Source organism: Rhodococcus erythropolis R138, assembly GCF_000696675.2.
Classification (GTDB): domain Bacteria; phylum Actinomycetota; class Actinomycetes; order Mycobacteriales; family Mycobacteriaceae; genus Rhodococcus_F; species Rhodococcus_F erythropolis.
This window is the reverse complement of record NZ_CP007255.1, coordinates 1,578,511-1,591,059: the sequence shown is the minus strand read 5'-3', so window position 1 is coordinate 1,591,059 and position 12,549 is coordinate 1,578,511. Positions and strand designations below refer to the sequence as shown.

At 62.9% G+C, this 12,549-nt stretch carries 13 protein-coding genes; 7 read left to right on the top strand and 6 right to left on the bottom strand.

The window, feature by feature from the left end:
• Window positions 1-45: 45 nt before the first annotated feature.
• Window positions 46-849, bottom strand: coding sequence for an SDR family NAD(P)-dependent oxidoreductase (locus tag H351_RS07440; protein ID WP_019745372.1), 804 nt, complete (start codon window positions 847-849; stop codon window positions 46-48).
• Window positions 850-1,156: 307 nt separating this feature from the next.
• Between H351_RS07440 and H351_RS07435 the strand changes: the two genes are divergently transcribed.
• Window positions 1,157-1,849 (top strand): TetR/AcrR family transcriptional regulator, encoded by a 693-nt coding sequence (locus H351_RS07435; RefSeq protein WP_420876501.1) that lies wholly within the window; start codon window positions 1,157-1,159, stop codon window positions 1,847-1,849.
• On the opposite strand, the gene H351_RS07430 is transcribed toward H351_RS07435, so the two are convergent.
• The gene (locus tag H351_RS07430; protein ID WP_019745374.1) at window positions 1,783-2,376 is read right to left on the bottom strand and encodes a TetR/AcrR family transcriptional regulator; all 594 of its coding nucleotides are present in this window, start codon (window positions 2,374-2,376) and stop codon (window positions 1,783-1,785) included. The genes H351_RS07435 and H351_RS07430 overlap by 67 nt on opposite strands.
• Before the next feature lie 116 nt (window positions 2,377-2,492).
• Between H351_RS07430 and H351_RS07425 the strand changes: the two genes are divergently transcribed.
• The 3 genes from H351_RS07425 (at window position 2,493) to H351_RS07415 (ending at window position 5,362) form a co-directional block, all read left to right on the top strand.
• On the top strand, window positions 2,493-3,254 hold the full coding sequence (locus tag H351_RS07425; protein WP_029256302.1) for an enoyl-CoA hydratase-related protein: 762 nt from the start codon (window positions 2,493-2,495) through the stop codon (window positions 3,252-3,254).
• A 241-nt stretch (window positions 3,255-3,495) separates the two neighbouring features.
• A complete protein-coding gene (locus tag H351_RS07420) occupies window positions 3,496-4,011 on the top strand; it encodes an OsmC family protein (protein WP_019745376.1) in 516 nt (171 codons plus the stop codon).
• Window positions 4,012-4,048: 37 nt separating this feature from the next.
• On the top strand, window positions 4,049-5,362 hold the full coding sequence (locus H351_RS07415; protein ID WP_019745377.1) for a bifunctional o-acetylhomoserine/o-acetylserine sulfhydrylase: 1,314 nt from the start codon (window positions 4,049-4,051) through the stop codon (window positions 5,360-5,362).
• Window positions 5,363-5,426: 64 nt separating this feature from the next.
• Here the strand turns inward: H351_RS07415 and bphC are convergent, their stop codons facing one another.
• The 4 genes from bphC to H351_RS07395 all read right to left on the bottom strand — a co-directional run bounded on the left by bphC (window position 5,427) and on the right by H351_RS07395 (window position 9,597).
• A complete protein-coding gene (gene bphC / locus H351_RS07410; RefSeq protein WP_029256303.1) occupies window positions 5,427-6,347 on the bottom strand; it encodes a biphenyl-2,3-diol 1,2-dioxygenase in 921 nt (306 codons plus the stop codon).
• A gap of 35 nt (window positions 6,348-6,382) precedes the next feature.
• On the bottom strand, window positions 6,383-7,561 hold the full coding sequence (locus H351_RS07405; protein ID WP_003940250.1) for an acyl-CoA dehydrogenase family protein: 1,179 nt from the start codon (window positions 7,559-7,561) through the stop codon (window positions 6,383-6,385).
• A 181-nt stretch (window positions 7,562-7,742) separates the two neighbouring features.
• Window positions 7,743-8,612, bottom strand: a complete 870-nt coding sequence (locus H351_RS07400) for an alpha/beta fold hydrolase (RefSeq protein WP_019745379.1) — start codon at window positions 8,610-8,612, stop codon at window positions 7,743-7,745.
• Window positions 8,613-8,688: 76 nt separating this feature from the next.
• A complete protein-coding gene (locus tag H351_RS07395) occupies window positions 8,689-9,597 on the bottom strand; it encodes an IclR family transcriptional regulator (RefSeq protein ID WP_003940451.1) in 909 nt (302 codons plus the stop codon).
• 138 nt (window positions 9,598-9,735) lie between these two features.
• Here H351_RS07395 and H351_RS07390 point away from each other — a divergent pair, with 138 nt between their 5' ends.
• The 3 genes from H351_RS07390 (at window position 9,736) to H351_RS07380 (ending at window position 12,511) form a co-directional block, all read left to right on the top strand.
• Window positions 9,736-10,611 (top strand): TIGR03619 family F420-dependent LLM class oxidoreductase, encoded by an 876-nt coding sequence (locus H351_RS07390; protein ID WP_003940045.1) that lies wholly within the window; start codon window positions 9,736-9,738, stop codon window positions 10,609-10,611.
• 32 nt (window positions 10,612-10,643) lie between these two features.
• On the top strand, window positions 10,644-11,135 hold the full coding sequence (locus H351_RS07385) for a nuclear transport factor 2 family protein (RefSeq protein WP_003939809.1): 492 nt from the start codon (window positions 10,644-10,646) through the stop codon (window positions 11,133-11,135).
• Window positions 11,136-11,263: 128 nt separating this feature from the next.
• Window positions 11,264-12,511: an Nramp family divalent metal transporter gene (locus H351_RS07380; protein WP_029256304.1), complete on the top strand. Its 1,248-nt coding sequence runs from the start codon at window positions 11,264-11,266 to the stop codon at window positions 12,509-12,511.
• Window positions 12,512-12,549 lie beyond the last annotated feature (38 nt).

Here is a 12,549-nt window from a genome sequence, read left to right as displayed (position 1 = left end):
TTTCGAAAACGTGAGGAGGGTGTACGTACGAATGAGGATGGCGAGTTACATGCCCATGCCACCGTCGACCGGTAGGCCGATTCCGGTGATGAATCGTGCCGCGTCGGAGGACAAGAACACCACGGCGTCAGCCATGTCGTTCACTTCACCGAGGCGGCCGAGCGGGGTGAGACCGATGACGTCGCCGACTGCCGCTTCGGCACTGGGCCACAGGCCGAGCTTCTCCATGTCCGCAGCCAGTCCGAGACCCATCTCCGTGGCGACGAGGCCCGGGTAGATGCAGTTGACCCGGACTCCGTAGCCGAGCTTGCCCGACTCGGCGGCGGCAACCCTGGTGAAGCGATCGACCGCGGACTTGGTCGCGGAGTATCCACTGATCCCGGGAAACGGAATGGTTGCGGCCACTGAAGAGATGTTGATGATGGAGCCGCCGGTTCCGGCTACGCCACCCGGACGCATGCTGCGCAGTCCGTGTTTGGTTCCGAGCGCCGTGCCGAGGATGTTGACCTCACACATACGGCGGATGTCGCCCGGATCGAGGTCAACCACCAGCGAGGAAATCTCGATGCCTGCGTTGTTGACGAGGATGTCGAAGCCGCCGAGAGTCTCCGCGGTGGCGGCGACTGCCTCTTCCCAGTTGGCGTCGTCGGTGACGTCCAGCTTTACGAACCCGGTTTTGACTCCGCCCGAACCAACGGCCTCTGCGGTGGCACGACCTTCGTCTTCGAGAACATCGCCGATCATCACCGACGCCCCCGCCTTCGCCAACGCCTCAGCCATTCCGGCTCCGAGCCCCTTGGCACCACCTGTGACCAGTGCTTTTCGTCCCTCGAGATCAAACACGCTCATTTTCGACTGCCTCCATGACTGAAACGACTCTCGCGATGCCACCGTTCACAGCGACGCTGCCAAGTGGTGTGAGTCACAGAGTATTCAACTTTGGACGAGTGTCAAGAGAAATCTTGACGACTGTCAAGATTTTGTTACACGCTCGTCAAAGACCAGGGGTTACACTGATTCGGACGCGGCGATCGTGCCGCTGTGGAAACCGCAGGGAACAGGACGTGCCATCGTGACCACGACAGTCGAGAAGCCTAGTGAGGCAGGGAAAAAGGCGGTTCCTGTCTCTTCGGAGAAGCGGTCCAACGCAGACAAGGTGTCACGTCGTCAGGTCGACAAATTCTCCGAGCGACGTGATCAACTGGCCGAGGCCGCACTGCAAACGCTGGCCGAACTGGGCTACGCACGCACGAGCCTGCGCGAAATCGCCCAGAATTCGGAGTTCTCCCACGGCGTCCTGCACTACTACTTCAGCGACAAGGTCGATCTAATCACCCACTGCGTGCGCCACTACAAGGCACGCTGCGTCACCCGCTACGACGGCATCGTCGCCACCGCTCAGACGCCGGAGGAACTGAAAACGGGTTTCGGCGCGCTGCTCGCCGAGACCATGATCGACGAGCCGACGATGCACCGCCTCTGGTACGACCTGCGCGCGCAGTCGATGTTCGAGGAGTCGTTCCGAACCGACGTGGCCGCGATCGACGAGAGTCTCGAAAACATGATCTGGCGCATCGTCTCTCGCTATGCCGAGCTTCTCGACGTGGAGCCCTCGGTCACCTCGCCGGCGATGTACGCGATCTTCGACGGCCTGTTCCAGCAGAGTCTGCTGCGTCATCTGTCCGGTGATCAGACTGCCGCGAACTATCTTTCGGAGAGCGTCCAGCAGATGCTGCCCCTGGTAGTGCCCAACCCTGAGCCGGCACCACGTCCTGAGTCGGCTCAGCGAGCAGCGATGCCTTCCGCGACGTACCTGGCACCGCGATCGAATTCGCCGACCACGTCGTAATCGGCGTCTTGCCGCCAGAAGCGAACCAACGCTCCGTACGTACCGCCGATCATCTGCGCGAGAAACAGCGGCGGGTAGTCCGATCTCACTTCGCCGGCTTCGATACCGGCAGTGACGATCCGCAGAAGTTCCACATGGAACCGATGATCGTGTGCCGCCCCCGCTCCGGAGGAGGCGAAGTCGCGCTCGAGTTCTGCAGTCACCATGCGCAGATAGCGCGGATGCATGATCGCTTGTTGCGCAAAGTCCTGAAAAATCCGGGAGATCCGATCAGAGGTCGGCATCGGAGATTCCATGAGCTGATCCACCAGTGCCGCAAGCTGATCGAGATGATCACTGTGCAGCGCCTCGAGAACCGAGTCCTTGCCCTGGAAGTAATTGAAGAAGGTGGCTCGCGACACCTCGGCTCGCTCGGCGATGTCGTCGACGGTCGTGCTGGCGAAACCCTTTGCCGAGAACAGAATTCGAGCAGCTAAGAGCAACCTGTCGTTGGTATCGCGCTTGTTCTGTTCTCGTTTGGAGATCACGTCGACCTGCCTTTCTCCGCCTCAGGACACAGTCTTCGCCACAGTCCGGAATGTGTCCAATGTCGGTCTCGCCAGTTGACGCACCACCCCCTCGATAGATGGACTACAGTCCAATTATGTCGCCTGTTTCCACAGAACGCCACGACCGCGTTCTCATCGTCAGGATCGAACGCGAAGAACGTCGTAATGCGATCAATCGTGAAACTGCCGAGGGCATCGAAGCCGCACTGAACCTTCTCGACGACGACCCTTCTCTGTGGGTCGGCATCATCACCGGAACCCCCAACATCTTTTGCGCCGGAACCGATATCCGAGAGCGAGCCGACCTTCGCATGCCTCGCGGCGGTGAGTACGGCGTCATTCGGCGTCAGCGAAACAAGCCTTTGATCGCCGCAGTGGAGGGATACGCGCTGGGCGGCGGCTTCGAAATCGCATTGGCCTGCGATCTGATCGTCGCTTCCGCCACAGCCCAATTCGGTCTGCCCGAAACCAAACGCGGTCTGGTTGCGACGTCCGGTGCGCTCTTTCGGGCGCCACGTGCCCTTCCGATCAATGTCGCTCGCGAACTCCTGATCACCGGGCGCACTCTCGATCCCGATCGGGCCAAAGATCTCGGCGTCGTCAATGCAGTGACTGCCCCGGGTAAGGCGCTCGACGAGGCTCTGGTGATGGCGGCCGAGATCTGCGAGTCCTCTCCGACCTCGGTAAGCCTGAGCCTGAAGGCAATCGACGCTCTTTACGCCGAGGCCGATACTGCCGGATGGACCATCACCGACGACGCCAAGGACGCGGTGCTCCGATCGCCGGACATCGCCGAAGGACTCGACGCTTTTGCGAGCCGTCGGACGCCGCAGTGGAGCGGACTGCCGCCCACATGAGCGACCACGATCCGAGACGGATTTCCTATAGGGCTGGTCGGAAAGGGTGTGAACCGGTTACAGTCTCTTCCGTGACGGGAATTGGCGCATACGAGACGGGCACGCTGCTGACGCGGCGACGCCATGTCGATTTTGCGCACGTCTGTACATCCGGGTGTCCGATCTACTGATCGGACCTACGACGTGAGCGCCGCTCACGTCGATACTCGTATGTACACCCAGATCAGGGGACATTTCTGTCATGACCACCGCTTCGATCTCGCACCTGAGTTCCGTCGTAGCAGCCAATGCCGACGCCATCGACAAGGACGCAAGCAAAGCGCACGTCGTCTTCAAGGCATCCGCTCAGGCGCACGACGCCGTTGCCAGCACCATTTCTCTCGGTAAGTACACCGTCGAGGTCGACGAGCCGCCGGCCCTCGGCGGCGAGAACACCGCAGCCAATCCCGTCGAGTACTACCTCGCATCCCTGCTCTCCTGCCAGGTGGTCACCTACCGTGTGTGGGCGGACAAGCTCGGTATCGCGCTCGACGACATCTCGGCCAGGGCAGAAGGCGACCTCGACGTTCGTGGATTCTTCGGATTCGACGATGCCGTCCGCCCGGGATTCTCCGAGGTTCGCGTCGTGGTGACCCTGACCGGTCCGGAAACTCGCGAGCGATACCTCGAGTTGCAGGAGACGGTCGACGCCCACTGCCCCGTACTCGATCTCACCCGAAATCCCGTCCCAGTGCATACAGTCGTCGAAACCGCCTGACCCGCACCAACCCACCTTCACCACGGAGTATGAATTCATGAGCGAGAACACCCCCGTCGACACCGATCCGACCGCCGATTGGTCGTTCGAAACCAAGCAGGTCCACGCCGGACAGGGCCCGGACAGCGCTACCAACGCTCGAGCGCTTCCGATCTACCAGACCACCAGCTACGTCTTCGACAACACCGACCATGCGGCGGCGCTCTTCGGCCTCGCCGAGCCGGGCAACATCTACACCCGCATCATGAACCCGACGCAGGACGCCGTCGAGCAGCGCATCGCCGCTCTCGAAGGCGGAGTCGCGGCTCTGCTGGTTGCGTCCGGTCAGGCCGCCGAGTCCTTCGCGATCCTCAACCTCGCCGAGGCCGGGGACCACATCGTCTCCAGCCCCCGCCTGTACGGCGGCACGTACAACCTCTTCCACTACACGCTGCCCAAGCTCGGCATCACCGTCGACTTCGTCGAGGACCCGGACAACCTCGATCACTGGCGTGAGGCAATCCGTCCGAACACCAAGGCGTTCTACGGCGAAACCATCTCCAACCCCAAGAACGACGTGTTCGACATCCCCGGCATCAGCGCAGTCGCCCATGAACACGGCATCCCACTGATCGTGGACAACACGGTTGCAACTCCGTACCTCATTCAGCCGCTGAAGCACGGCGCCGACATCGTCGTCCACTCCGCCACCAAATACCTTGGTGGACACGGCACCGCGATCGCCGGCGTCATCGTCGACGGCGGCACCTTCGACTGGACCCAGGGACGCCACACCAACTTCACGACCCCCGACCCCAGCTACCACGGCGTCACCTTCGCAGACCTCGGTGCACCCGCCTACGCCCTCAAGGCACGCGTTCAGCTTCTGCGCGACCTCGGCTCGGCCATCGCACCGTTCAACGCCTTCCTCATCTCGCAGGGCATCGAGACACTGAGCCTGCGCATCGAGCGCCACGTGTCCAACGCCCAGAAGGTCGCGAAATTCCTCGAGGGCCGCGCCGAAGTCACGTCGGTCGCGTACGCCGGACTGGAATCCTCACCCTGGCACGAGCGTGGAAAGCAGCTGGCTCCCAAGGGAACCGGCGCCATCGTCGCGTTCGAGCTCGCCGGCGGAGTCGACGCAGGCAAGAAGTTCGTCAACGCACTGACGCTGCACAGCCACGTCGCCAACATCGGTGACGTTCGCTCACTCGTCATCCACCCCGCGTCGACGACGCACTCGCAGCTCACCCCCGAGGAGCAGCTCGCTTCGGGTGTCACCCCGGGGCTCGTCCGCCTCGCGGTCGGTATCGAAGGAATCGACGACATCCTCGCCGACCTCGAAACCGGTTTGGCAGCAGCAGCTTCCTGATCGAGCACACGAAAAAGCTCGGTCCCGACAGGCGTCGGGACCGAGCTTTTTTGTTGCGTCAGAACTAGCTCTTGGGAGTGAACGCGGCCAGCGGTTCACTGTCGGACCAGTCATGGCCCCAGTAGCTGTCCGCCGTGATTTCCTCAGCGGTGTAGAAGGTTTCGTCGACAAGCGTGCCTTCACAACCGAACTCGAGATCCCAGCCACCGGGTGCGCGCACGTAGAACGAGACCATCTTGTCGTTCGTGTGGCGACCCAACGTCGAGGAGATCGAGAAGCCGAGCTTGGCAACACGATCGAGAGCCTGACCGACGGCGTCGAGAGTCTCGGCTTCCATCATCAGATGCACGAGACCGGGTTCGTCAACCGGCGGCGCCGGGCACAGCGCCAGGCTGTGGTGGCGCTGGTTGACACCCATGAAGCGAACGCGGCGAGCCGGCGGCGGCGCATCGATTCCGCCGAGACGGATGGAACCGCGCGGGAGGAATCCGAGCACCTCGGTGTAGAAGGTGTACGCCTCGTCGAAACGCGTAACCGGAAGCACCACATGGCCGAGTCCCTGATCACCGGTGACAAAGCGGCCGCCGTGCGGGGTGACCAACGGGCTGTGGTCGAGTACCGGTCCGAAGAAGACCTCGACACGGTTGCCGTTGGGATCGTCGAATGCGATGACCTGCTCGGCATCGCGGTAGCTGGCGTCGACCTCGGAAAGAACCTCGACCTCGACTCCGGCCTTCTCGACCTCTTCACGAACACGCTGGAGCGCGAACTGATCTCGCACTTCCCAGCCCACTGCGAGGGCCTTGTCCGTCTCACCGGGCAGGACAATCAGTCGCGCACGACGCTCGTCCAGGCGCAAGTAGAGGCCGTCGGCTTCCGGGCCACTACCGACCGCGAGGCCGAGTCCGTCGACCACGAGCTCGCGCCAGCGAGCCACGTCCTGCGCTTGGATCCTGAGATACCCCAGGCCCCGAATTTCAGTCATGCCTAACCGTCCTTGCTTCGAGAGTGATTGTGGGACTAGATCATCGAGCGGTGGATGCCCTGCGGTTCGCCACCCAGCTGCGAGAGCGTCGACGCGTGGAAGATGGAACCGGGTACGTGGATCGCGTGCGCGAGACCGGCATGCGCGTCACGCCAGAACCGCTGCATCGGCGTGTTCAACTGCAACGCGCCACCACCGGAACGAGCAAAGATCTCGTCCACCGCCCGCACCGCCCGCCACGCCGCAGCAGTCTGCGTACGCCGACCGATCGCACGAAGCTCGAACGAAACTTCCTGCCCCTTCTCGGTCATGTCCCAGAAACGATCCACCGTCTCCAAGATCGCAGCCCGAGAAGCAGCGATCTCGGCCGCAGCCTCACCGATCGCGAACAGCACGTACGGATCTTCCTTGATCGGAACACCACTGACCGTCACACGCTCACGCTGCGCCGCCATGTTGCACGCCAACGCACCCTCCGCGATACCGATCAACGACGAAGTGATCCCCAACGGGAAAATGCAGGAGAACGGGAACTTGTACAACGTCTCCGTACGGCCCGCTTCCTTCCACGCCGTCCCGTCGTACACCTTTCCGGCGTCGATCGTGCGGTAGGTGGGCAGGAACGCGTCCTTGACGATCAGATCCTTCGACCCCGTACCGCGCAGCCCCACGACATTCCAGCTGTCCTGGTCGATGTCGTAATCGGAGCGCGGCAGCAGTACGTGCAGGTGCTTCGGCGGCATCAACGGCTTACCGGACTCGTCACCGACCATCGCGCCGATCATGATCCAGTCACAGTGATCGGTACCGGAGGAGAACGACCAGCGCCCGTTGAGGATGTAGCCACCCTCGACCGGCCTCGCCACGCCCATCGGCGCATACGGTGACGCCATCCACGTATCGGGATCGGTTCCCCACACCTCTTCCTGAGCCTTGCGGTCGAAGAACGCAAGCTCCCACGGATGAACACCGACGATGCCGCTGACCCAGCCCGTGGCACCGTCCATCGCGCCGATAGCCATTGCCGTCTCGGCGAATTCACGCGGATGTGCCTCGAGGCCTCCGAATTCCTTCGGCTGGAACATCCGGATGACGCCGGAGTCGCGCAGGCGCTTCGCGCTGCCGTCCGTCAAGCGCATCAGCTTGTCGCCTTCGACTCCGTCGGCGCGGATCTCGTCGGCGAACTGTGAGATGTTGTCCAGAACCTGACCCATGATTTTTCCGGCTTTCTGGTTTCGCTACCCGGCGAGTGCCTGGGCAGAATGAAAATCTGTTGGTGAAACGGTGGCAGGTAGCCCGCCGAAGTGCAGAAACGCTTCCCGGTGAGTGGGAGCACCCCCTGTGCGCCTTTTTGGTAGTGGGAGCTACCTAAAAGGCGCACGGGGGCGAAGCCCCTTACTTGCCTTCTGGACGCGTCAGGAATGCCAGAACGGACGCGACCCAGGCGTCACGGGCTTCGATCATCGTCCAGTGTCCGCAGTTGGGGAAGATGTGAACTTCGCCGTTGGGGATATCACGCATAGGCAGTATCGCCATGTCCACGGGGCTGACGCGGTCGTCGCGTCCCCAGGTCAACAGCGTCGGCGCCTTGATCTTGTTCAGCTGCGCCCAGTACGGCACGGCAGTCGACGCAGCGGCAGCCGCGCCCATGGCGGCCATGGCCTTGCTGCTGTACATACGACGGGCGATCTCGAGCGTCGTCGGCTCGGTGGCCAGGGCCCAACGCTCTTCGATGAGCTGCTCGGTGACGACGGCACGGTCGAAGACCATCGAATGCAACCAGCGGACCAGGGCTTCGCGGGTGGGGTTGTCGGTGAACTCCATGAGAAGTTTGATGCCTTCACCGGGCCCCGGCGAGAAGGTGTTCTTTCCCATGCCGCCGATGGTGACGAGCTTGCTCACCCGGTGCGGCTCGTCGATCGCGACCTTGGTGGCGACGATGCCGCCCATGGAGTTACCGATCATGTGGACCGGGCCGAGGCCGAGGCCGTCGAGGAACATCCCGACCGACGCCTGCGCCATCATCATCGGATGGTCGGGGCCGGGATCGCTGACGCCGAATCCGGGAAACTCGAGAACGTAGCAGTGGAAGTGCTCCGCGAAGTCCGCGAGAACGCCGCGGTAGTTACGCCAACCGGTGACGCCGGGGCCCGATCCGTGCAGCAGCAGGAGCGGCGGGCCGTCGCCGGCTTCGTGGTACCGGAGCACACCGAGATCGGTCTGCAGTTCCTTCAGAGTTCCCTCGTAGCTCAGTTCAGTCGTCATGGTCCGAACGGTGCCATCAGTACCGCTGAGCTGCTATGACTCGTCCCGATCAGCGAGACAAGTCGATCAAAATACGTCAGATCCAGTGGTCGGACGACGCTGCCAGCAGGCGATCCATCGTCTCCGCCGAGAACGTATTGGTCGGAACGGGAGGCGTTTTGCGGCCGCGGCGAGGAGCACCCAGTTCGGGGTACAGCGTCCGTGAGACCTCGCGAGCCGCGTCGACGACCAGCGGAGCAACTCGCTCGAGCTGAGCGGTCCGCATGTCACCACACAACGCGATGCTGCCGACGGGACCCTCGTGTCCGCGAATTGCCGAAGCCACACAAGCGACTCCACGCGCCGACTCCCCGCGTTCGAAGGCCAGTCCCCGACGCTGACGGATGCGGTTCAGTTCCTGGTGGAGCACAGCGACGTCGGTGATCGTGTTCTCGGTACAGCGGGGAAGAGAAGACCCGAACAGAGCGTCGACGCGCTCGGGGTCGATCCACGCCAGCATCGCCTTGCCACCAGCCGTCGAATGAGCGAGCACTCTGCCGCCGACGCGGGACGGGAGCGCCGCGGCGAATCGTCCGCCGACCTTGTCGAGATAGACGCTCTCGCGTCCGTCGAGCACCGATAGGTGAACGACCATGCCGGTCTGCAGGTGCAGTTCGTGCAGAAGCGGTGCAGCGGCTTCGCGGATCTGGCTGTGGCCGCCGTCGCCACCACCGAGGCCGAGCGCGCGACGCCCGAGGCAGTAGCCGAACGATGCGTGATCGACCCAGTCCAGCTTGACCAGCTGATCGAGAATGCGGTGGACCGTGGAGCGCGGCAACTGAGTACGGCACGCGACCTCTTCCAGCGTCAGCCGCGCGGCGCGGCCGTCGAAGGCGTCGAGAATCAGTGTCATCCGCTCGACCATCGACGGCGGCAGATCCTTCTTGGGTTGCCCACCGGCAGTCTGGACGGTGGACAGTGTGTCGTTCATGTCAACAATGGTCATGGACGCCTCCCGAAAACTGGAATTGATTCTACCGACTATAACCCAGGTCACAGTTTCTGGAAAGTGAATCGATCTTTTCGATCCCGATCAGCGGTAATTCACCTGCCGCTGGGCGAGTGGGGACGCTATAAACGCCCGATGCACCTGGGAATCGTCACGCCGGTCCTGATTCAGCACCCGAGCACGCGCTCGGAGTGGGAGGCAAGTGCTGACATCGGCGAGATCGCCACAGTGGCCGCCACGGCGGATCGACTCGGTTTCCATCATCTGACCTGCAGTGAACACGTGGCGGTCCCCGAGGAGATTGCCGCCGAGCGCGGCGGAACCTACTGGGATCCGCTCGCCACCCTTGGTTTTCTCGCCGCGCGTACATCACGAATCCTGCTGGCGACCCAGGTGCTGGTGTTGGGCTACCACCACCCCCTCGAGATCGCCAAGCGTTACGGAACGCTTGATCGCGTCAGCAATGGACGCCTGATACTCGGCCTCGGGGTGGGGACTCTGAAACAAGAATTCGATCTCATAAATGCTCCATTTGCCGACCGAGGAGCGCGCGCTGACGATGCCTTGGCCGCACTTCGGGCATCACTGTCGACGCCGACTCCGGAGTATCACGGCGAGTTCTACGACTACTCCGGATTTGTCGTCGAACCCCACGCCGTCCAGAAACGGGTGCCGCTGTGGATCGGCGGCCGGACCAAGAGATCGCTGCGCCGGGCCACCACACACGGCGACGGGTGGGTGCCGTTCGGGCTGCGATTCTCCGAACTGAAGGAAATGCTCGATGCCACGACGCTCCCCGACGGATTCGACGTGGTGCTTCCCGCCGGTGCGCCGCTCGATCCTCTCGGCAATCGCGAATCCACCCTTCGCGCCTTGACTCGCGTCCGTGACGCCGGGGCGACCATCGCCAGCTGCTCGGTCGGCGCTCGAAGCGTCGAGCACTACTGCGAACAACTCGAAGAACTTCACCGAATCGCCCTCGCCGAGGGCTTTTCTTTCACCACTTCCTGATTCCCCGACAATTCAATGCAAAGGACGTACCGATGACCGACTCGACCGCCCTGATCGAATCCCTGCTCGCCCGAGTGGAATTGCTCGAGGACAAGCTCGCGATCACCGAACTGCTGACCACATACAGCCCTGCCGTCGACAGCGGATCAGCCGACGAGGTCGCGAACCTGTGGCTCGAGGACGGCGTCTACGACGTCGATACCGGTGCGATGCACGGCCGCGGCGAACTGCGCGCGATGGTTCACAGCGCCTCACACCAGAACTGGATCATGAACGGCGCGGCCCACATGATGACACCCGCCCACATCCGCATCGACGGCAACAAGGCCGTCGCGACCTGCCATTCGCAGTTGGTCATCAAAGATCCCGAGAACCCGACGGGATTCAAGGTCCTCCGCATCACCGCGAACCGCTGGGAACTGATCAAGACGGACGGCGAGTGGAAGGTCGAACTGCGTACCAACGCGCTCCTCGACGGCCGACCCGAGGCCCGCGCTCTCCTGGCCGCCGGGGTGACGGCCTAACCCCCTGTGCGCGGTTAGGGACCCTCTGGGGTCGCTGACCGCGCACAGCTGTTGAAAGTTCGGCTCCCCGAACTCTATAGTTCACTTATTCGAACCAACAGGTCCGAGTACGTGTGACCAGGAGACCGATGAGCACCAGTACGCAAAAGCCGACGACTCCGCGCCGACGACCCACGGGAAGATCCATCGCCCTGCTCGGTCCGGCGTTCGTCGCGGCAATCGCGTACGTCGATCCAGGTAACGTCGCCGCCAACCTGACCGCCGGCGCGAAGTACGGCTACCTCCTCATCTGGGTGCTGGTACTCGCCAATGCAATGGCCGTGCTGGTGCAGTACCTGTCCGCGAAACTCGGGCTGGTCTCCGGCAGATCCTTGCCCGAAATGCTGGGTCAGCGCCTGCGTAAGAACAACCGCCGCGCCTTCTGGCTCCAGGCCGAGATGATGGCGATCGCGACCGACGTGGCCGAGGTCATCGGCGGCGCCATCGCACTCAACCTGCTCTTCAACATCCCGCTCTTCCTCGGCGGGCTGATCACCGGATGCGTGTCGATGGTGATCCTGACGATCCAAAGTCGGCGCGGACAGCGCACTTTCGAGTTCGTGGTCATGGGATTGCTGGCCATCATCACCATCGGCTTCCTGACCGGGCTCGCCTTCACCGACGTCTCCGGCAGCGAAGCGGTCGCCGGACTGGTCCCCCGCTTCGAAGGAACCGAGACCGTACTGCTCGCCGCCAGCATGCTCGGAGCAACGGTCATGCCGCACGCGATCTACCTTCACTCCGCATTGGCACGTGATCGCCACGGCCACATCAAACCCGGGCCACGGTTGCAGCGACTGCTCAAAGTCACCCGTTGGGATGTCGTCGTCGCGTTGATCATCGCCGGTGGCGTGAACATCGGCATGCTGCTTCTGGCCGCTTCGGCGCTGCGCGGAGTACCCGGCACCGACACCATCGACGGCGCGCACGCCGCGATCGAGAATTCACTCGGTCCGGGTGTAGCCGTGGTGTTTGCGATCGGACTCCTCGCCTCCGGACTCGCGTCGACCTCCGTGGGGTGCGCGGCCGGCGCCGAGATCATGCATGGTCTTCTGGCCATTCGCATTCCGGTGATCACACGCCGAATCGTCACTCTCATCCCGGCACTGATCGTGCTCGGACTCGGCGTCGACCCGACGCTGGCACTCGTGCTCAGCCAAGTGGTCTTGAGCCTGTGCATCCCCTTCGCGATCATCCCGCTGGTGCGAATGACCTCGGACCCCGAACTCATGGGCGACGCGCGCAATGCCCCGTTCACGACCGTCGCGGCATGGATTGCGGCCGGCTTGATCGTTGCACTCAACGTCGCTCTGCTGGTTCTGACGGTGACAGGCTAGAGCACCAGAGCCACCCAACGCGTCCCTCACAAACGCGC

Excerpts from the sequence above, each read along its gene's own strand:
- H351_RS07380 (WP_029256304.1), top strand. The coding sequence starts at position 11,264 with ATGAGCACCAGTACGCAAAAGCCGACGACTCCGCGCCGACGACCCACG.
- H351_RS07390 (WP_003940045.1), top strand. The coding sequence starts at position 9,736 with ATGCACCTGGGAATCGTCACGCCGGTCCTGATTCAGCACCCGAGCACG.
- H351_RS07395 (WP_003940451.1), bottom strand. The coding sequence starts at position 9,597 with ATGACCATTGTTGACATGAACGACACACTGTCCACCGTCCAGACTGCC.
- H351_RS07400 (WP_019745379.1), bottom strand. The coding sequence starts at position 8,612 with ATGACGACTGAACTGAGCTACGAGGGAACTCTGAAGGAACTGCAGACC.
- H351_RS07405 (WP_003940250.1), bottom strand. The coding sequence starts at position 7,561 with ATGGGTCAGGTTCTGGACAACATCTCACAGTTCGCCGACGAGATCCGC.
- bphC (WP_029256303.1), bottom strand. The coding sequence starts at position 6,347 with ATGACTGAAATTCGGGGCCTGGGGTATCTCAGGATCCAAGCGCAGGAC.
- H351_RS07425 (WP_029256302.1), top strand. The coding sequence starts at position 2,493 with ATGTCGCCTGTTTCCACAGAACGCCACGACCGCGTTCTCATCGTCAGG.
- H351_RS07415 (WP_019745377.1), top strand. The coding sequence starts at position 4,049 with ATGAGCGAGAACACCCCCGTCGACACCGATCCGACCGCCGATTGGTCG.
- H351_RS07385 (WP_003939809.1), top strand. The coding sequence starts at position 10,644 with ATGACCGACTCGACCGCCCTGATCGAATCCCTGCTCGCCCGAGTGGAA.
- H351_RS07440 (WP_019745372.1), bottom strand. The coding sequence starts at position 849 with ATGAGCGTGTTTGATCTCGAGGGACGAAAAGCACTGGTCACAGGTGGT.
- H351_RS07420 (WP_019745376.1), top strand. The coding sequence starts at position 3,496 with ATGACCACCGCTTCGATCTCGCACCTGAGTTCCGTCGTAGCAGCCAAT.